The organism is Facklamia sp. P13069 (assembly GCF_050409405.1).
Taxonomy (GTDB): Bacteria; Bacillota; Bacilli; order Lactobacillales; family Aerococcaceae; genus Facklamia.
In genome coordinates, this window is the sequence record NZ_JBNUPN010000017.1 from 1 (window position 1) to 21,029 (window position 21,029).

Sequence of the window (21,029 nt, forward strand, 5' to 3'; positions counted from 1 at the left end):
TATCCCGCAAATTTTTAAAATTTCAGGACATTTTCATTTACGGTTGACAGTTTTTTTAATCAATTTTACTCAGTAAATCGATTACCATCTCAGCTGATTTGCGTCCGGCCAATATAATAAATTCATCAAAACTTATTCCAGCTTCTTCATCTGCTTTATCGGAGATTGAACGAATGATAATAAATGGTGTTTTTAGAATATAAGCAGCTTGTGCGATAGCCGCTGATTCCATCTCAACTGCTTTTACGTTAGGAAAAACTTGACGAATATTGTTTACTTGTTGACTGTCACTAATGAATTGATCTCCTGAAGCAATCAGTCCTCTAATTGCGGTTTGTCCTTTCTCTTTAGCCAATCGATAGGCCAATTGACTGATATCTTCATCTGGTTGATATATTGTCGGCATGCCAGCCATTTGACCTTGGTCGTATCCAAAGACTAAAAGGTTTACATCGTGGTGGATTAAACCATCAGCAATCACCAAGTCACCCACTGATAAGTCTGGTGACAGACCTCCGGCACTTCCAGTGTTTATAATTAAATCCACCTCAAAATGATCAACCATTAAAACAGTTGAAAGGCTAGCATTAACTTTTCCAATTCCTGATTGAACTAGGACAACTTCTTTACCACTCAATCTTCCTTGATAAAACTCAAAGCCATAATAATTATGAACTTCTAAATTTGATAGTTCATTTTTTAAGAGACGAATTTCTTCTTCCATTGCACCAATAATTCCAATTTTTTTCATCTAACCACCCCTCCTATGCCAAAAAAGCGATTAACAAAACTAAGACTAATAGAACACCTACTATGATAATGCCATTATTTAAAAAACGGTCAATTTTAGCTGAATATTTAGCTCTTTTTCTAATAGAACTAATATCTTCCCCCATTGATTGATGGTGATAATCCTCGAGTGAACTTGCTTGGTCTTTATCAACTGATTGCTCATTAAAAGCTTTGTATACTCCATCTCCTTCTGCATCCATCTCATTAGTCATGTCAAAGTCATTCTGACTATCAAATTGTGAAGTCACTTCCTCATAATAATTTGGATAAGGTTGTGAATCATCCATCGCTTCTGCCCGATTAATAAATTCATGGTAGAGCTCACTATCTTCTGAATAGATCGACCGATCAAAGGAATCCACTTGATTGTTTGAAGAAGGCTGATGATTTAAACGATCATTTCCTTCTTGCTCATAATTTAAATAAGCTTGATAATCGTCGTGTTTTTTCTTTTTGCTTGAAAATAGTCCCATAACTAAACCTCCAAACTATTTAACCAAATGCTTAAAGCATATAAAGTTTTTAAATCAATGATTTCACCATTATTAATCATTTCCCTCACTTGTTGGGCCGTAAATAAGTAATGCGAAACTTCTTCATTTTCATCTTGATCTAGCTTTTCTTTTGCCTCTTCAATGGATTTAGCAAAGAAAAGGTATATGGCCTCATCAATATAACCCGGTGAAATATAAAATTTAGAATTAAATATCCACTCTGCTGAAGCGTAACCCGTTTCTTCATTTAACTCACGTTTGGCGGCTATAAGAGGCTCTTCGAGTTGACCTTCTACTTGATCGATAATTCCAGCTGGGATTTCGTAAATTTCATCAGCAATAGCCGGACGATACTGTTTAACCAGGACAACTTCATTATTTTTTGTTTCAGCTAATATACCCACTGCTGGCAGGTGATGAATCAACTCACGTTTTGCCGTTTGACCGTTGGGTAGACGTACTTCATTTTGATAGAGTTGTAAAATGGCCCCATCGTAGATTTGGTTAACAGATAGTGTTTCATTATTTTTGATAAATGAAATTGTCTCTGCCTTATCTTTCATAATTTTCACCTCTTAAAACTATTTCCTTAGCTATTAATTCCTACTCAGTTTAGCGACTACTATTCTTTCTTTCAAGTCTTTTCAATGGTTAAGTTTAAGAATAGGCCTCAAGTCCGATAAGACTTTTTTCTAGTTATGGTATTCTAAAATTAAGAAAAGGGAGGTTGCAATCATGTTAGCTTTAATCAATATAATTTTTATATTCTTATTAGCAGGCCCTCTGCTAAATATTGTTCGCAAATTCAATCTTTTTGTTAAAAAAGGAAATCATTTATCTGATATTTGGACGGTTACTTTGAAGAAAAATATCCTTGCCTTACTTACTTTAATTGTGATGGAGCATGTTTTAACATTCATTTTTTATAATAGCTACTATATAATGGCCCTCGTCTATTCCACTTTAGCTATTGTTGCCGGATGGCTTCTCTTAGCCTTTCTCTTTTACTTTATTCGTAAAATAAATTCTGCGGCATGGATTTGGTTTTTCTATTATGTTGGTCAAGTCCTCACCTTATTAGTGGGTCTGGCTATTGCTAGTAGTCAATCCCAATCTTATGGCTATATTGGTTTAGAGAGTTATTTTACTGCTTCTGCCATTAGCTTATATTATCTAAGCATTGCTATTCTATTTTGTTCAGCTGGGGTTGCTTTTTTAGCGCTTATAACAAAACCGAATACATTTAAAACCCACAGGAAGTCATTTTTCCATCCTACTCACAAAAAGCCTAGTCGCAACATGCTAGAGCATTATCAAGCAGCAGGCTTAAGTAAACAAGAAATTGAAGCTTTCAGAAGTCAAATGGCTGATTCGCGTAAACAGATTATTAATATTGAAGCCAACTTTCAAAAAACGGCTAAAATGCGCGCCATTGAAATCCGACACAATATCGTCAAAGTTTCAAAGAATTACTTTAAAGATATCGTTGAAGAGCCCAATCGTCGACTGGATGCTTCTGATTTCCTCATCAATTATCTTCCACAGTTAGACGATCTATTAGAAAAATATAATGAAATTAATTCACATGTGGCAAAAAATAAGCAAAGCTATTTAATTTTAGAAAAAAGTGCCCAAACAATCGATCAGTTGAGTCAAGAAATTGTTGAGGATTATTTGAAATTTCACTCCGAAACCTATCAAGAATTGGAAGATGGCTTGAAACTAGCCGACCGAATGTTACATAATGAATCTAATAATCAAACAAATCGATTCAGCCAAAATTCAAAAAAATCTAAAATGGATAATTTTGATATGGATGACCCTTTTGAAGAGCTTAAAGAACTAGATAATGAAGGAGAATAAAGCGATGAATGAACTAAACTCAAATAATCAGGATTTAACTCAAGCCACTTCTTTTGATGAAATAGATGATCTTCTGACGGACCCCTTTGACCAAGAAGAAGATCAGATTGAACCCATTCAATCTTTGCAAAGCGAATTATCAAAAGCTTCAATTCTTTCACAGAAAAAAGTCACCAATGAGAAAACAATTGACCGCTTGAGTAAAAATCGTCAAGCTCAAGCACGTAAACTCGCCCAGCAGATTGACGAGAAAAACCTTTCTGCTGTTATCACCTATGGGGCTAAAGCACAAAAGCGTTTGTCAGAATTCTCCCATTCAATGCTACATAATGTCCAACTTAAAGATACGGGTGAAGTCGGTGATGTTTTAACGGATTTAATGACTACCTTACAACAGTCGAATCCTAAGGAGTTAACCAGTCGACCTAATCTTTTTCAAAAAGTTTTTGGCCAAGTCCGTACCTCCATCTCTGATACCCAAATGAAATATCAAAAAATCGGTAATCAATTAGACAAAGTCGTTATTCGTTTAGAAAGAGAAAAAAACGAATTACTCAATGACAATATGATGTTAGAAACACTCTATCAAAAGAACAAAGACTACTTTGAGGCTTTAAATGTCTATATTGCAGCGGGTGAAGTTAAAATTGAAGAATTACAATCCAAAACGATTCCTCAAGCTATTAAAAAAGCTCAAGAAAGCAATAGCCAAATGGATGTGCAGGAAGTCCATGACCTTAACCAATTTTTAGATCGTTTAGACAAACGCACCCATGATCTAAGACTTACCCGCCAAATGACTATCCAGCAAGCTCCACAAATTCGGATGATTCAAAATACTAACCAAGCCTTGGCTGAAAAAATTCAAGCCTCTGTTCATACCTCTATTCCTCTTTGGGAAAATCAAATTACCATTGCCCTTGCACTTTTGAGACAGCAAGACGCTGCCACTTCTCAAAGAATGGTCTCAGAAACAACCAATGATTTGTTACGTCGCAATTCCGCTATGTTGAAACAATCGGCCATTGATACAGCTAGAGAAACTGAAAGAGGTATTATCGATATCGAAACCTTACAAAAAACGCAGGCTGATTTGATCGAAACGATTGAAACAACATTACAAATTCAAGCTGAAGGACGACAGCAAAGACAAGCCGCTCAAATAGAATTAGAATCAATGGAAAGTCAACTGCAAGAACGGTTATTAGCTATTTCAAATGAACAAAAACAACAAGCTATGAATCCTAAAACGTCACAAGATAATTATTTTGATGATTTTTAATTTTTACTTTAAACACTCTTTAGGAGTATTAAAAGAAACTAGGTAAAAAGTCCTAAATACGACAAAAATCAGCCCATTATCTAGGAATTTCCCCAGCTTTTAGGGCTTGTTATTCACTATTTTTATTTATTAAACGACAAAAACAGTGGCGAATCTCATATCAATTCGCCACTGTTTTTTAGGGCTTTGGCCCTGTCTTTTTTTTATAAAGTTATTCCTTATTCTCAAAATATTCAGGATAGTCCGCTTTCACAATTTCATGGCAGCGATGACAAAGTTCTTCTGCTCCTTCAATTGTGCCGACTTCTGGTCTTACTGCACGACAACGATCACAAACATCTCCTTTTGCAAAATCAACTTTCACGGCATAATCTTCAAACGAATGTGCATCTTGTGGTGCTTGATTAATGGATTGAACGTTTAATTGTGATACAGTAAATAATTGTGCAGGCTGATCACTTAGTAAATCGAAGGCTTTTTGATCTTCTTCATTAATATATAGTGAAACGGCTGCCTCAAAGGATTTCTTAATTGCCTGTTCTGGCTGATTCTTAGCTTCTTCGAGAGCCTTGTTTACTCCTGTTTGTAATTTAAAAAAGACATCCCATTTAGCAACAATCTCTCTAGCTTGCTCAAGCTGTTCTGCCTTAGGCATTTCAGCTAATTGAATAAAACCATCTACCGCTGGTAAATCTTTCCATGCTTCTTCAGCTGTATGTACAATTAATGGTGTCAATAAAATTAACATATCATGAACTATTTGATAAATCACTGTTTGCATAGAACGACGCGCATGGCTATCTTTAGCTTCAATATATACAATATCTTTAGCCACATTTAAATAGAAAGCTGAAAGATCAGAAGAAATAAAGTTCATAGTGCGCTTATAAAGTTCTGGGAACCTATACTTGTCATAAGCTTCTAAGATATCCGCTTTAAACAAGTTAAAGTTAGCATTCATATATTGATCGAGATTGGTGAGTTCTTCCTTAGGAACGGCATTTTCAGCTGGATGATAATCATTCACAAGACCTAACATAAAACGAAGCGTGTTACGAATCTTACGATAGGATTCAGAGACTTGTTTGAGGATTTCATTAGAGACACGTACATCAGCTTCATAGTCCACAGAAGCGACCCACAAACGAATAATATCTGCTCCTAAATCATTCATTACTTCAACTGGATCAATAACATTTCCTAAAGACTTAGACATCTTTTGACCCTTACCGTCATTTACAAAACCTTGTGAAAGAACCGCCTTGTATGGTGGGAAACCATTGACAGCCACAGAGGTAGTGAACGATGAGTTAAACCAACCACGATATTGGTCAGAACCTTCAAGGTATAAATCAGCTGGGAAGTTTAAATCTTCTCGCGCTTGTAAAACGCCAGCATACGATGTACCCGAATCGAACCATACATCCATAATATCCATTTCTTTTGTAAATTGACCATTTGGCGAAGCAGGATGTTGGAAGCCTTCTGGTAAAAGGTCTTTTGCCTCCCACTCAAACCAAATGTTCGTTCCATGTTCTTCTACTAAATCGGCTACATGATTGACAATATCTAATTCTAAAATAGCTTCTCCGTTTTCTGCGTAGAAAATTGGTAAAGGCACTCCCCAAACACGTTGACGAGAAATTACCCAGTCGCCACGGTCACGAATCATATTATAAATACGACGTTTACCCGATGGATGGTGCCAAGTGACTGCATTTTCAACATTATCAAGCAGTTCTTCACGGAATTTATCAATCGAAGCAAACCATTGAGGCGTTGCACGGTAGATAACCGGCTTTTTAGTTCGCCAATCGTGCGGATAAGAGTGAACAAATTCTGAATAATGCAAGAGGCTACCATTTTCTTTTAAGGTCTTAACAATTTGCTTTTGACCTTTCAAATAAAAGACACCTTCCAAACCAGGCGCTTCTTTTGTAAAATGTCCTCTGCCATCTACTGGCGACAAAATATCCAAACCATACTCTAAACCAATCCAATAGTCATCTTCACCGTGACCAGGAGCCGTATGAACTAATCCCGTACCTGTTTCTAAAGTAACATGATCGCCTACCATTAGTAAGGATTCACGGTCATAGAATGGGTGTTGAGCAGTCAAACGGTCAAAATCTTGCCCCTTATAATGTGCTTCGACTGGATAATTTTCCCATTCAAGCGTCGATGCTACTACTTCTAATAAATCTTCAGCGACAATAAAGTGACGGTCGCCAACTGCGACTTGCACATAATTAGCCTGTCCTAAAACAGAAATCCCTAGGTTAGCAGGTAATGTCCATGGTGTAGTCGTCCAAATAATAAATTCTGCTTCTTGAGGAAGGATGCCACCACCGTCTTTCACTTTGAAAGCTACATAAATTGAAGGTGAGCTTACGTCTTGATATTCAACTTCAGCTTCAGCTAATGAAGATTCTGACGACCAGGACCAGTATACCGGCTTCGCACCTTTATAGATATAGCCTTTATCAGCCATTTGTCCAAAAATACGTAATTGCTGTGCTTCATATTTAGGTTGCAAAGTTAAGTATGGGTTTTCCCAATCTCCATTAACTCCCAAGCGCATAAAGCTTTCTTTTTGACCTTCAACTTGTTTTAAAGCATAGGCTTCGCAAAGTTTACGAAATTCTGCTGTTGAGTGTTCTTTACGATTCACACCTTCATTCTTCTGTAAGGCTGACTCAATTGGTAAACCATGAGTATCCCAACCAGGGACATATGGAGAATAATGGCCTGTCATTGAACGAAAACGTGTAATAAAGTCTTTTGAAACTTTATTGAAAGCATGTCCCATATGTACGCGACCATTGGCATATGGCGGACCATCGTGTAGAATCCATGGTTCTGAATCCATATTTTTTTCTAACATTTTGTGATAAACATCAGCTTCTTGCCATTCTTTTTGTAAGCTTACCTCTTTAACAGGAAGATTCGCTCGCATATCAAAGGATGTTTTTCCAAGGTGCAAAGTATCTTTTAATTTCATTAGTTTTCTCCTCTCTATAAAAAAAGCCCCTTCCTAAGAAGGGACGTCAAATACGCGGTACCACCCAATTTAATAGTTAAACTATTCACTCTTCATGATAACGCTTTTGAAGCGGATCTAGCTAGTCAACTTTGGCTCACTAGTCATTGAATAGAATGATAAAGAAAGATACAGGGACTCTTGAGCTTGCACCATCCTCAAGTCGCTAATGTATTATATCCATCTTCTTGTTTCTATCTCAGCTTTTACCAATAATTTTCTTAATTATATTAGTCTTCTGTTGGAAGGTCAATACGAATTGTTTCACCATGTAAGGCTTCATCAGATTTTTCTGCTTCATCAGAGTCTCTATCTGATGAATGATTTCGTTCAAAAGCCTCTAATTCTTCACGACTTAAAGGCATAGTTTTCATAGACTCAGAAGAATCTTCATCTTTTTCATCCACATGAATTTCCCTTAAGTCATTCAAATCAAAAACTTGCGTCATAGATAAATCTTCATTTTCTTCACTATCTATGGCTTCAAGCTTAGCATTTTGTTCTAAATCTTCCAGACGATTACTCGTTACTGATCTTTGTTCACGTGTCTGAGCAGGTGTTAAAGCTGTACCATCAAACAAATCTTCAAATGAAGTGTTATTTACAATGGATAATTGATTTTCAATTAAACGACGTAATTCTTGACGATATTTTTTCGTTACACTTCTCAACCTCTCTGCCTCTTCAAAAATTTCATTTGATTGCGCATTCGCTTCATCAATTACTCGTCCTGCTTCACTTTCAGCTTCATAGAGAATTAATTCTGCTTCCTTACGAGCATTTTGTTTTAGACGTTCTGCTGCTTCTTGTGCAATAATAATTGAAGAATTTAAAGATTCTTGTAATTGTGAAAAATAGTCAATTTTATCTTTAGCTTCTGCTAAATCACGCGTTAAATTGTGATTTTCTTCTAGTTTTTTCTCTAACTCTACGCGCACAATATCTAAAAAATCATTTACTTGTTCTGGATCATAGCCACGGAACTTATTATTAAATTCTTTTTCTAAAATATCATTTGGTGTAATTGTCATAAAGATCCTTCCTTTTTTATAAATTTTACGATACTTTTAACAAATCAATGGATAGTCTAAAATTATCTTTTTTCGTTTTACCATCTACTGACTGAATACGAAAGCGCCCAAAATGCCTGAGTGAAACAATATCAGAAATACCAACCAAAGTATCACTTCGATCTATCTCAGTAAAATTAATTTTAACTTGTCCTGCTTTAACTGCATCCTTGGCTCTTTGGCGCGAAATATTATATACCTTAGATATTAAACTATCTAATCTCAGAGAAGATACAATGACTGTTGCTTCTTCCCATTCATCAATCGATTGCAAAAGGTTCCCTCGTTTTATGGGATTCAAATGGACTCCTACATTGGCTATCTTTTTTACTTCATCCATTAAATAAGTTTGCATTTTTAAATCAACTACTAGCTGCCATGCCTGACTATCAGTGATAATATCTCCTATTCTTCCCCGCTCAATCCCTGTTGAGAGAATGGTTCCAAGTATTTTACCATGAGACAGTTCAGCAAATTTAATAGGGTAAGTAATTTCCAAGAATCCTAATTCTAAATCTGCTAAATCCAATAGATAGTAGTTAGGATAGATTAAGGCTCTCTTACGCTCACTATCTTCATATCCTCCATCTAAATGATAATTCATCTCATCACGGCCGTTAACAATATTTTTTAGAATAGTTGCTTCTCTCGGCGTTAAAAAAGATGTTAAGACGGGAGTATAAAGACGGTCAACTTGATCGATCCAATCATAAACTTGGTCTACAAAAGGAATTTCTTCCTTACGATAATGCTGATAAATAGACTCTTTCATTTACTAGCCTAAAATGGTAATAATCAGCCAAATGACGCCCTGCTCAATAAAAGTCAATGTGAAGAGAGCGATGATCACATTGATTGAAATAGGACCAATGGGTGGAATATAGCGATCAAAAATATCGAGATATGGACTTGCCAGACGATCAATCATTCGTCCAATCGAACTTTCTCTTGCTCCAGGTAACCAGGAGAGTAAGGCATAGAGTATCAAGACCCATTGATAGACACGAAAAATTGTAGACACAAATTGGATAATTGCATTTATATTCATAATACCTCCGACTTTATTGCTAAAAATTGGTGAAAAGAGGAAACACTGCTGCTTCCTCTAAGAAAATTAATGACGATTTCTTTTACGGAAGAAAGGAGGTGTTTCTAATTCGTCTTGCTCGTCAGATTCCGCTTGACGTACCTTACTTTCTGATTCCGATCTTTCAAAGGTTCTTTCAACCTTTTTTTCCTTAGGTTCAATATCTGCCACATCACGGGTAATTTGTTCGCGTTTAATATCCCAATCACTGAATAAATCACGTTCAGTCTCTTTTTGATTTGCTTGTTTTAAGTTGATTGAGCGGTCAGATGAATTCATCGATGGGGAACTTGATGCAGATGGGGTACTTTCGTTTGTCGAGAAAGTGTTGTTATGAGAGAAATTCGGACGGTTTTGACGCATTGCTTGTTGTTTATTGATGGTATTCTTTTCAGCATCAATTCCGGTAGCAATTACAGTAACAACCACCTCATCACCTAAGCTCTCATTAATTGAAGTACCAAAGATAATATTGACATCTTCGCTAGAAGCAGAAGAAATAATATCACTTGCATCTTGTGCTTCAAATAAGCTTAAGTCCGGTCCACCTGTTACATTCAGTAGAATTTGTTGAGCTCCATCAATTGAAACTTCTAATAATGGAGAAGAAATAGCTTTCTTAGTCGCTTCTGCTGTGCGGTTTTCCCCGGCAGCTGTACCAATTCCCATTAAAGCTGTTCCTTGATCCTTCATAACGGTTTTCACGTCTGCAAAGTCCAAGTTAATAAAACCAGGAGCGACAATCAAATCAGAAATCCCCTGAACACCTTGGCGTAAAACATTATCTGCTTCAGAGAAAGCCTCCATCATTGGTGTTTTTCGATCTACCACTTCTAGCAATCGATTGTTTGAGATGACTACTAAAGTGTCAACAGCTTCCTTGAGGTTTTGTAATCCTTCAGCAGCAAAGCGACCGCGTTTTGGACCTTCAAAAGTGAAAGGACGGGTTACGACTCCAACTGTCAAAGCACCTAATTCTTTTGCAATACGAGCGACAACAGGCGCAGCACCCGTTCCAGTTCCTCCACCCATTCCAGCAGTGACAAAAACAAGGTCTGACCCTTCAAGGACTTGTCGTAATTGCTCTTCTGATTCTTCAGCAGCTCTTAATCCTATTTCAGGAATCGAGCCAGCTCCTAAGCCTTTAGTAACTTTTGGACCTAATTGAATTTTAGTTTCTGCTTGAGAACTTTTTAAAGCCTGTGTGTCAGTGTTAGCGACGATGAATTCAACTCCTTGAACATCTTCGGAAATCATTCGGTTGACGGCATTGCCACCCGCTCCCCCTACACCAATAACTTTGATAACTGCTCCTTCAGGATTAACCGTTGGATCAAATGATAATTCCATTAATAAATTCCTCCTCTTGTGCTGTCTTAATTAGTCAAAAAACGTTTGAAAATATGCTCTTAATTTATTTACAAAACCACCCTCGTTAGTTGATGGGTTTTTAGTCGAAGCATCCATCCATTCTTCTTCAGAATATTGGTCTTCTGATGGATAATTATTATAAGATTGCGCTTGGCTATCGTTGTAGGCATAATAATCTGAGTGACTGGAATTATTTGAAAAAGCTTGACCATTAGGATGGGGTTGCGATAATGAAGGACTTTTAGGTTTTTGTCGAGCTTGACTTTGATTACTAAATCCTCCTTGAAGCCCTCCTCGTTGTCCGCCGCCATTACGAGCTTGATAATATGAGTTATCTGACTCACCATAAGGACGACCTTGGCCCCCGTCATACGGATTGGAAATTAGTGGACCAGCATCCCTAGCTGCAGCGTGCTGAACCCTTTGTGCTCGGAAAGTTGCCTGAGCGATTTGATGCACTTCGTCTAATTTTGACACATATTCAACCATCCCCATACTGGTCGTATAGACAGGGTTGCGCAGTCCCATTTGTTCTGGGATATATACACGAACTTGTGGCCCAAAGTACTTTTTGGCCAATTCTAATACGCCTGGTAAAGAAGAAGCGCCCCCAGTTAAGACAAAGCCTCCCGGTAAATCCAAAGCATCAACAGCTTCAAGATCCTCATGAATAGTTTCAAAAATTTGAACTAAGCGAGCTTCAATAATTTCAGATAAATAGCGCTCGTCTACACGAACAGGTTCTTTACGGCCGACTGTTTCAACCGGGAAATACTCTTCTGGTGAAGTTTGACTAGAAATGGCATAGCCGTATTCACGTTTTATGCGTTCAGCAGAATCTAGTGAAGTATTTAAAATAACCGATATGTCCTTAGTGACATAGTCTCCGCCTTCTTGATCTACAAAGGAATATTTCAATTGATTATCGTAAATAATTGAAGCTGAGGTTTGGCCGCCCCCCATATCAATAATCACTGTACCAAATTCTCGCTCATCTTGATTTAAAGCGGTGGTTGCAATTGCTTGCGGCTGAATAACAAACTCAGAAATTGAAAGACCTGCTTTTTCAACACACCGTCTAATATTATGAATAATGGTACGTGGCCCTGTCATTAACCGGGCATAAAGTTCTAAACGAACGCCAATCATTCCGCGAGGATCACGAATACCATTGAAACCATCAACAATGAACTCTTCTGGTAGAATGGCAATTACTTCTCGCTCAGGTGGAACAGAACGTACTTTTGCTGCCGAAATAACATTATCTACATCGCGCGAGGTTATTTCGCGGTTCTCACTTGCTACAGCTATCATGCCATGACAGTCATCAATAGCTAACTTGTTACTAGGCACCCCAACGACCACTTCATTAATTTTAACATTGGCTTTACGCTCTGCTTGCTCAATAGCTTTTTGAATCGAAAGAACTGTCTCATCGATATCGACAATAACTCCACGACTTAAGCCACGTGATTTTTCATTACCTACACCAATTATATTTACATGTCCGTTCATATACTCAGCAACAACAACTTTAATCGATGTTGTTCCGATATCTAAACTAACAATTATCTCTTGATTTCTCATCCAGGTGATGAACCCCCTTCATTTGCACAAAACATGAGTTTTTATCACATTATAGTACTTTTATATTAACACACCCATAAAGCCAATGAAATTAAAAGAAGTCCTTGTTATCAATTCGTAATCATACTTATCTTAATTATTATTAAGCTTGACTGAATTAGTTTCATTTGCCATAGGCGTAAAATAAGCTCCCACTTCAAGATCAATAATTCCTTTACGATTGTTGAGTTGTTCTAACATTTTAGGATAATAATTTATTTTTTCCACTACTGTTGAACTCACTGCTTTTATGAGATTACCATCCTTCATCTTGATTTCGATATATCCCTCTTTACCTGGTTTGGAAGAAGGTGTTATTTTCTCAACCCTTTCTAAAATGCTTGTGTCGAACTGATCTAAAGCAATAGCAAGTTGTTTAAGTGCTGTTTCTGAAAACTCCCCTTCAATTAGAGGAAGTTGAGCCATTTGTTCAGCAATTAATTGATTTTGAATAACAGCTTCATCTGAAGTATAACCTTTACTCATCAGCGCATAATTTTTACCATTGCTAGAGTAAATACCAACAATTTTTTGTTCTTTAACAATAATGTTTATTGCCTTCCAATCGTCGCGCTGAATACGAACATCCTCCAATAAAGGATTGTTAGTGAGTATATGGTCTTCAATTTCTTTGCGCCATTTTAAAATATCTTTTGCCTTATCCATCGAATGAATCTTAACTCCATTGAGAATTGACTCACTCTGAAGGATTTGATTGCCCGAAACACTTAGTGTATTAACATTATCATAAGGTAATATTTGCCATCCAGACCAAACCATTAAACTGTAAATAATTAAATAGAGAATAAAAATTTTTCTCTTTCCTTTAGGAAACCCTTTTAACAATACTTCTTTACTTGGTAATCTATCTAACCAATAACTAGGAGTGGGATTATGAGGGGTTATTCTTTGACCATCTTGTCTATTTTTAAAAACAAATGACTCTTGAGAATTAGCGTCTATACGATAATTTTGTGAAGACCTTACTCGATAATAAGGCTCATTTATCGAGCTATTGTAATAATCAAGCTGTTGACTATCTCGATAATCATTTAAGGAATATATATTGGATCGATTTAAACGCTCTTGATTAAGCGAATGTTCAAAAGAAGTCGGAAGAATAGGTTTACCTTGAGAATCCAAACGATAATTCCCCATAGGGGCTGTTACTGGCTGATTATTTCTTTCTGAAATTGTCCTTTTATTCTGCCGATTCTGGTTCTTATCTGGTAACCGGTAATTAACCATCCCTATTCCTCCTCTCTTTTAAAATAGTTATACCATCTCGTTCATCATTTGAATGATTCGATCACTTGCATCCGTAATTCCCATGCTTTTAGCCGCCTGACCCATTACTTTTAAATCTTCAGGGGCCACCATTAATTGGCTAACTTCTTGATATAAAGACTGTCCACTAAGCTTTGACTCCTTTATCATAACAGCCGCCTTGTTATTTACTAAAGATAAGGCATTATGTTCTTGGTGATTATCTGTTACATAGGGACTAGGTATTAAAATACTTGGCAAGCCAAGAGCTGTTAACTCAGTTAAAGTTGTTGCTCCAGCTCGACAAACAACCAAATTAATAGCTTGAAAAACACTTGGCATATTATCGATATATGGAACGATTCGAACATTATTACTCTGATTAATTTCTTCAACCATCTCTTCATTCAGTTCTTGGAAGTGATTTTGTCCCGTTGCAATAATCACTTGATAATTAGCGCTTAACCATTTATCCAGCGACTCAATTCCTGCTTGATTAATAGCTGGTGCTCCACGAGAGCCTCCAAAAATTAAGACTGTCGGTTGATTATCTTTTAACTCAAATTGTTCAGACAAACAGTGAGGCATTGCCGGTGTCGATATCACTTCTTGCCCTCTAGGGTTTCCTGTTAAAACTACTTTATTTTGGTTTTTGCCAAATTGATGGCTCGCTTCTTCAAAACAAACAGCAATTTTATTAACAAAACGAGCTAAAAATTTATTCGTAATTCCTGCTACTGAATTTTGCTCATGAATAATAGTCGGAACTTTAAGCATACTGGCAGCTAATAAAACAGGTCCACACACATACCCACCTGTTCCAAGTACAATGTCCGGTTGGAAATCACGGATCATTTGCTTTGCCTTATGAGTAGAATGAAACATTTTAAAGATTAATTTTAAATTATCTATACTAATTGACCTTTTTAAACCTGTAATTTCGACTGCTTTAAAAGGTATTCCCGCTCGAGGAACAATTTTCGACTCCAATCCTCTTTGTGTTCCAATATAAAGCACTTCCACATCGGATCGTTCTTTCAATACTCGATACAAAGCTAATGCTGGATAAATGTGCCCTCCGGTTCCACCACCCGAAAGAACAATTCGTTTCACTTTATTCATTTCTTTCTCCTTTATTTTGATGCACTTTTAAAAGACTCGACCTGCTCGATAAACCGATCACCTCTAATTTCATAATTCTTAAATTGATCCCAAGAAGCACATGCTGGTGAAAACAAAACAATTTGTCCTTCTTTAGCATAAGCAAACGCTGCTTGACTCGCTTGGTCTAAATTTTCAAATAAATTGATTGTTTCGATTTTAGCTTGTCTAAAATCTTTTGCCATTTTTTCTCTCGATTCACCGTATAAAAAGGCTGCTTTCACTTTGTTTAAATAAGGTATTAAGTCCTGAAAATCATTTCCACGATCTAGACCCCCACCAATATAAATGATGTCTTGGTCAAAACTTTTAAGGGCTGTAATGGTTGCAGCCGTATTGGTTGCTTTGGAGTCATTATAAAATTCAATCCCCTTGATTGTACCCAGAGCTTGGATACGATGACGAATACCAGTAAAGTTTGCTAATTTTTCTTGAATAGCTGTATTATCTACCCCTTGAATTTTTGCAATAGCAATTGCGGCTAGCGCGTTTTCTAAATTATGCTGGCCAGGTAGATTAAACTGCTCGATTAAAGCGACTTCTTGACCTCGAAAATAAAAAGAATGATTTTTAATATAGGCACCCGCTTTTACTTGTTTGTGACGAGAAAACGGAACCTTTATCGCTGGAGAATGCTTCAACCATTCTTCAAGTTCAGCTTGATCGGCATTATAAATTAAATAATCTCTCTCGGTCATTTGCTGAATCAGTTTTAATTTTGCTGCAATATAGGCTTGCCTGGTTCCGTGGTAATCTAAATGTGCTGAATGAATATTGGTAAAAACCGCAATATGTGGATGAAATGAATGGATACCCATTAATTGGAAAGAAGATAGTTCCATTACGATTAAGTCCGTTTCATTTACTTCTTGAGCCACTTCAATTGACGGTACGCCCACGTTTCCTGCTAATTCAACTTTACCTTTCCATGAACCTTCTAGAAGATGGTGGGCTAAGCGAGTCGTGGTTGTTTTTCCATTAGAGCCTGTAATGCCGATAATAGGCGCTAGACTTTCACGATATGCTAGCTCAACATCCGTATAAATAGGTATCCCACGATGCTCAGCTTCTTGAATAAGCTCTAATGAATAAGGTATCCCAGGTGTCTTAACGATAAAGTCAATTCCTTCTAATATTTCGAGTGGGTGTCCCTTATCCACTACTCTAACTCCTGACTTTAATAGCAAATTAACCGACGGGTCCTGAGAAAGGTCCCCTCGGTCATTGAGCGTAATTTTTGCGTTTTCTTTTTGTAAGTAATTCACAACACTCTTGCCAGTTAGGGCATAACCCATAACTAGAATATGTTGGCCAGCGTATTTGTTTGTCATTTGTTTTCACACTTTCTCGCTTATTATGCCTATTATAAAATGAAATAGAGTAAGCTAGCAAGTAATCCTACTGTCCAAAAAACAAGCACGACTAGCTCTTCAGACCAGCCAATCATTTCAAAGTGATGGTGAATGGGTGACATCTTAAAGATCCGCTTTCCTCTGGTCTTGAAAGAAGCAACTTGTAAGATAACAGATAAAGTTTCTATTACAAAAACCATGCCGATGATTAATAGGGACCATGGGTTGTTTAAAAGTATTGAAATAATTGCTAATCCTGCCCCTAAAGCTAGCGAACCCACATCTCCCATGAAAATTTGAGCAGGTTTGCGATTAAATATTAAAAAAGATAAAAGGCTTGCTGTAACAATTAAGCAAGCCATAGCAACGGATGCTTGCTCTAGGCGAATAGCCAACATAAAGTAGGCTCCATAGGCAATGATATTTAACCCTGTGGCTAAACCGTCTAATCCATCGGTTAAGTTAACAGCATTGGAAAAACCAGTAATCCAAAAGAAGGCAAAAGCTATTACAACTATTAAATAGTTAATTTCCAAAGAGAAAATAGGCAATACAAATCTTTTACCTAAAACATAACCCGCTAGAACGACGATACCAGAAAATAAAAGCTGTAATAGAAATTTTTGTTTAGCAGTTAGCCCTTCATTTTTACCGGTGAAAATAGATATAAAATCATCGGCAAACCCAATGCCACCAAAAAATAACCAAGTTAGCACAATCATCAAGAGATTGGCATCTAGTAGATTAAATAGCCAGCCAAACATCAAAGTAATCATTATAGATACTGCAATAAACACCGTTCCTCCCATAGTGGGAGTACCTGTTTTTACTTGGTGCCATGAAGGGCCTTCTTGCCGAATAGCTTGTCCCATTTTCTTATTTAAGAATAAACGGATAAAAAGGGGCACTAAAGCCAGGGTTAAGAGGCCTGAACTAATAAAAGCCATTAATAACTGCATCATCTTTTCCATTTGTTTTCTAACTCCTCTTCTACAATCGCAACCTCATCATAAGGTATATAATCATCACCAATTACTTGATAAGCCTCTCCTCCCTTACCAGCAAAAAGAAGTGTATCATTAGCTTCGGCATGATTTACTAAATAATGAATGGCTTTTTTTCGATCTTCAATTAAATCATAAGGAACTTCTTGATGATCTCTTACCATTTCAGAAACAATCTTTTTAATGGGTTCATTTCGAGGATTATCTGCCGTAAATACAATATGATCCGCCCACTTAAATAAAATATCGCCCAAATCAGGTCGAGCAGCCGAATCTCTATTACCTCCGGAATGCCCAAACATTACTCTTAATTTTCCGTTTGAGGTTTCTTTTAATTCACTTAAGACATTTTCTAAAGCATCTGGTGTATGTGCAAAATCAATCACCACTCGATAATCTTGACCCTTATCAATAACTTGCATTCTTCCAGTGATACCTTTTAATCTAGGTGTCAAATCAACTATTTGTTCAGCTGAATAGCCATAATAAACTACCAGACACAAAAAGGCTGCTAAATAATTCATAACATTATAAGCACCAATCATCGATAAAGCAACTGGATAAGTTCTAGCTTGATAGTGAAGCTTGAATTTTTGTATTGAAGCTTCTGTCGTCAGCTCATCCACATAAACTGTGGCCTGAGGATCTTTCATACTATAAGTAATTACAACCGCCCCAGTAGCTCGACTCATTACATCTGCATAAGGATCATCTTGATTAATAATCGCTAGTCTTGGTTTTTGATGGTGAAAACTCTGTCCCAATTGTGCAAAGAGCAAACTCTTAGCATAAGCATAATTGTCCATAGTTTTATGAAAATCCAAGTGTTCTCGAGTTAGGTTAGTAAAAATTGCACAGTCCACATCGGTATACCAAAGACGGCCTAAGGACAAAGCGTGAGAAGAGGCCTCAATTATGATATCACTGCAACCCTCCTCGACCATCGACTTATAATACTTTTGTAAACTAACTGCTTCTGGCGTTGTATTAATAGCCGGAAGCAGACGCTCGCCAATTTTGTAATGCAGGGTGCCTATCACACCTGTCTTATGATTCAATAATTCTAAAAATTGAGAAATCAAATGTGTGGTGGTCGTTTTTCCGTTAGTCCCAGTAACCGCTACTAGAGGAAGCTGGCTAGATGGTTGACCGAAAAATTGATGAGATAATATTGCTTGCGCTCGATAAGTTGAAGGGACTTTGACTAGCGTTATTTTTTTATTCAAAGCCTTTTCTATTTGTTTAGAAGAGAATTCTTCGGCTACTATCAGTGAAATGTTTTCTTTCATCAGCTGATCAATTACTGAATGGCCATCAAACCTTTCACCTTTTATAGCGATAAAGGCAGCATTTTCAGTGAGCTTTCGACTGTCATTGGTCAGATCGTATATTTCTTTATTAAGATCTAAATCACCTAAAAGTTCGTAGTTAATTAAAACTGATATTAGTTTATTTAATCGCATTTCATTTCCTTCTCTCTACTGCTTGATTAATATAGACTCTAACATTGGATGAAAAACTTCGGACAGCATCTGAGTTCCATAAATACCATAGTCATTTTGTGGCCTTTTAATAAATAAATATAACATGTATTTAGGTTCTTCAGCAGGAAAGAAACTGATGACTGAATAAAAATAGTCGTTTTGTCCCGTTAGATAGCCTGTTCCCTCTTCATTAGCAATTTGAGCCGTTCCGGTTTTTGCCGCCACTCTGACTATGTCAGATTTAAAAGGTCTTGAAGTCCCATTTTGATCCTCAACCGCTTTAGTCATCAAGTCAATAATATAGAAAGTTACTTCAGGTTCAATAACTTGCCCTAAGTTTTGTTTTTGATAGCTTTGTCCGCTTTTATCAATATGATCAATATATTGAATTTTCATCATTTGCCCTTTGTTAGCAACCGCACTATAAGCTTGTAAAAGTTGCATCGGTGTAGCTGAAAATGCTTGGCCAAAGCCAGACATTATTCGTGATGTAGGGTTAGTGAAATCGAGTGAACCCGGATTTTCATTCGCTAGTTTACTATTTGTGCTAACGCCAAAACCAAATTTTTTTAATTCTTCAGTCCAAACTTGGTCTCCCATACGATTCACTAATTCGACCATTGCCACATTTGAAGAGCGAATGAAGCCATCTTCAAATGAAATTTGTCCCCAACCGAATTGGTTATGGTCTCTTACTTCACGATCAAACACTTTTACCATACCCGATAAGAACGTTTCTCCCGGTTGATAAACACCCATTTCTTTTGCTTTAGCCATGGTCAAAATCTTAACAGTTGATCCTGGTTCGTTAGCTGTTTCAACTAACAAATTCTGCCAAAGAGAGTCGATTCCTTCTCTGGTATTTAGATTAAATGAAGGTCTTTGAGCTGAGGTTAACAATTTACCAGTTTCTAATTCAACCAAGTAAGCCCCCATTGACTCAGGTTGATATTTCTTAAAAATCTTATCTAGAATAGTCTCGGTCTGATTTTGGATACGACTATCTAAAGTTAAATAGATATCATTAGCCAATTGAAGGTCAGTTGAATTTTTGCTTGATTTCCCACTCGATAATATATCATCAAATGCCGCTTCAATACCCATGGCTCCAACTAAACTTGATTGAGAACCTTCTTGGTTACTTTCATTAACTTCTGCATAACCTATTAAGTGAGAGGCAAAGTAGTCATTGAAATAATAACGGCTCACCTGACTAGTGAAAAAGATTCCCGGTAAGTTTTCAGCTTCAATTGCTAATTTTGTCTGTGCTGATATGTTTTTAGAAGCTGAGCCAAACTCAACTTGATTGACATTATCACTATTTAATTGCGTCCATATTTTTTCTTTCGGCATATCGATATATTTAGCAAGAATGGTCGCCGTATAATCAATGTCTTTAACCGTTTCACCTTCTGCCCAATCAGCATCTAGAACAGCGTACATAGAATAAGAAGTAGTATCCATTGCAATAGGCTGACCAAACTGATCATAAATTGTGCCTCTTTTTGCTTTAGCAATACTACTTCTATTGTCTACTTGCATTTCTAGTTTAGTTAAATTAACACCATTTACTTGTTTGAATAAAGCTATTTGTGCCATTCGACCAATCATTACTAAACCGATTAAAATTACAATGATAGCTAAAAAAAACAAATTCATCCCTTGATTATTATTCGCATTATTATTAGTCATTTTGATCGATATCCTTTACGCGATCCATTTCTGCCTTCATACCGTTGGCTTCTGCTACAAGCTCAATATTTTTATACTTTAAGTTTTCAGCCTTTTCGACCATTAACATTTCTGTTTCTTTGACAAGCTCAGCCTCTTCCAACTGGATCTCTTGAATCCTTTGGTTAACCTGGTTGACTTGCCAATGAATATAAAGACTCGCAAAGCAACAGCTAACCATTATAAAAATACCTAGCAATGCTAAGTTTCGATTCGTTATAATCGTTTGCCTTTTTGATCTCCTATCTTCATTATCAAACCAATCAGATTGATGGGAAGGTTCCCACTCTTCAATCTTTCGGACTGCTGAGCCATCAAACGTATTAGTAGATTGACCGACTAGCGATTGGGCTTGGTCTTTATTATAATAATTTCTTCTTTGATAACTTTCAGTCACAATCGCTAT

General features: G+C 36.8%; 18 protein-coding genes. 2 read left to right on the forward strand and 16 right to left on the reverse strand.

Translation table 11 applies throughout. The features are described from left to right. Positions 1–55: 55 nt before the first annotated feature. The 3 genes from ACQV2T_RS06100 to ACQV2T_RS06110 are packed head-to-tail and all read right to left on the reverse strand — an operon-like array spanning position 56 to position 1,849. Complete coding sequence (locus tag ACQV2T_RS06100) at positions 56–751, reverse strand: 5'-methylthioadenosine/adenosylhomocysteine nucleosidase (protein WP_428885112.1); 696 nt, start codon at positions 749–751, stop codon at positions 56–58. Positions 752–764: 13 nt separating this feature from the next. After that, positions 765–1,265 carry a hypothetical protein gene (locus ACQV2T_RS06105; RefSeq protein WP_428873881.1) on the reverse strand — a complete coding sequence of 167 codons (501 nt, stop codon included), beginning with the start codon at positions 1,263–1,265 and terminating at the stop codon, positions 765–767. A 2-nt stretch (positions 1,266–1,267) separates the two neighbouring features. Next, the gene (locus tag ACQV2T_RS06110) at positions 1,268–1,849 is read right to left on the reverse strand and encodes an NUDIX hydrolase (RefSeq protein ID WP_428876025.1); all 582 of its coding nucleotides are present in this window, start codon (positions 1,847–1,849) and stop codon (positions 1,268–1,270) included. Positions 1,850–2,021: 172 nt separating this feature from the next. Between ACQV2T_RS06110 and ACQV2T_RS06115 the strand changes: the two genes are divergently transcribed. Both ACQV2T_RS06115 and ACQV2T_RS06120 read left to right on the forward strand, forming a co-directional pair. Continuing rightward, positions 2,022–3,149, forward strand: a complete 1,128-nt coding sequence (locus ACQV2T_RS06115) for a 5-bromo-4-chloroindolyl phosphate hydrolysis family protein (protein WP_428885110.1) — start codon at positions 2,022–2,024, stop codon at positions 3,147–3,149. A 4-nt stretch (positions 3,150–3,153) separates the two neighbouring features. Next, positions 3,154–4,431: a toxic anion resistance protein gene (locus ACQV2T_RS06120; protein WP_428893363.1), complete on the forward strand. Its 1,278-nt coding sequence runs from the start codon at positions 3,154–3,156 to the stop codon at positions 4,429–4,431. A gap of 211 nt (positions 4,432–4,642) precedes the next feature. Here the strand turns inward: ACQV2T_RS06120 and ileS are convergent, their stop codons facing one another. From ileS to ACQV2T_RS06185, 13 genes are all read right to left on the reverse strand, one after another. Continuing rightward, on the reverse strand, positions 4,643–7,432 hold the full coding sequence (ileS, locus tag ACQV2T_RS06125) for an isoleucine--tRNA ligase (RefSeq protein WP_428876020.1): 2,790 nt from the start codon (positions 7,430–7,432) through the stop codon (positions 4,643–4,645). 269 nt (positions 7,433–7,701) lie between these two features. Next, positions 7,702–8,502, reverse strand: a complete 801-nt coding sequence (locus tag ACQV2T_RS06130; protein ID WP_428885108.1) for a DivIVA domain-containing protein — start codon at positions 8,500–8,502, stop codon at positions 7,702–7,704. Between the two features lie 25 nt (positions 8,503–8,527). Next, the gene (locus ACQV2T_RS06135) at positions 8,528–9,313 is read right to left on the reverse strand and encodes an RNA-binding protein (RefSeq protein ID WP_428874979.1); all 786 of its coding nucleotides are present in this window, start codon (positions 9,311–9,313) and stop codon (positions 8,528–8,530) included. A gap of 3 nt (positions 9,314–9,316) precedes the next feature. Next, positions 9,317–9,589 carry a YggT family protein gene (locus ACQV2T_RS06140; RefSeq protein WP_428885107.1) on the reverse strand — a complete coding sequence of 91 codons (273 nt, stop codon included), beginning with the start codon at positions 9,587–9,589 and terminating at the stop codon, positions 9,317–9,319. Between the two features lie 66 nt (positions 9,590–9,655). Next, positions 9,656–10,978 carry a cell division protein FtsZ gene (gene ftsZ, locus ACQV2T_RS06145; RefSeq protein WP_428873873.1) on the reverse strand — a complete coding sequence of 441 codons (1,323 nt, stop codon included), beginning with the start codon at positions 10,976–10,978 and terminating at the stop codon, positions 9,656–9,658. 30 nt (positions 10,979–11,008) lie between these two features. Next, positions 11,009–12,586, reverse strand: coding sequence for a cell division protein FtsA (gene ftsA, locus ACQV2T_RS06150; protein ID WP_428873872.1), 1,578 nt, complete (start codon positions 12,584–12,586; stop codon positions 11,009–11,011). Positions 12,587–12,718: 132 nt separating this feature from the next. Further along, entirely contained in the window at positions 12,719–13,873 is a 1,155-nt protein-coding gene (locus ACQV2T_RS06155) for a cell division protein FtsQ/DivIB (protein ID WP_428893364.1), read from the reverse strand. 27 nt (positions 13,874–13,900) lie between these two features. Continuing rightward, complete coding sequence (murG, locus tag ACQV2T_RS06160) at positions 13,901–15,013, reverse strand: undecaprenyldiphospho-muramoylpentapeptide beta-N-acetylglucosaminyltransferase (protein WP_428873870.1); 1,113 nt, start codon at positions 15,011–15,013, stop codon at positions 13,901–13,903. Positions 15,014–15,024: 11 nt separating this feature from the next. Next, the gene (gene murD, locus ACQV2T_RS06165; RefSeq protein ID WP_428873869.1) at positions 15,025–16,383 is read right to left on the reverse strand and encodes a UDP-N-acetylmuramoyl-L-alanine--D-glutamate ligase; all 1,359 of its coding nucleotides are present in this window, start codon (positions 16,381–16,383) and stop codon (positions 15,025–15,027) included. Positions 16,384–16,415: 32 nt separating this feature from the next. Beyond that, positions 16,416–17,375 carry a phospho-N-acetylmuramoyl-pentapeptide-transferase gene (mraY, locus tag ACQV2T_RS06170; protein ID WP_428873868.1) on the reverse strand — a complete coding sequence of 320 codons (960 nt, stop codon included), beginning with the start codon at positions 17,373–17,375 and terminating at the stop codon, positions 16,416–16,418. Beyond that, entirely contained in the window at positions 17,363–18,871 is a 1,509-nt protein-coding gene (locus ACQV2T_RS06175; RefSeq protein ID WP_428873867.1) for a UDP-N-acetylmuramoyl-L-alanyl-D-glutamate--2,6-diaminopimelate ligase, read from the reverse strand. The genes mraY and ACQV2T_RS06175 overlap by 13 nt, the downstream gene beginning before the upstream one ends. A gap of 15 nt (positions 18,872–18,886) precedes the next feature. Next, positions 18,887–20,584 (reverse strand): peptidoglycan D,D-transpeptidase FtsI family protein, encoded by a 1,698-nt coding sequence (locus ACQV2T_RS06180; protein WP_428873866.1) that lies wholly within the window; start codon positions 20,582–20,584, stop codon positions 18,887–18,889. Continuing rightward, entirely contained in the window at positions 20,577–21,020 is a 444-nt protein-coding gene (locus tag ACQV2T_RS06185) for a hypothetical protein (protein WP_428873865.1), read from the reverse strand. Before ACQV2T_RS06185 ends, ACQV2T_RS06180 begins: the two co-directional genes overlap by 8 nt. Positions 21,021–21,029: the final 9 nt, after the last annotated feature.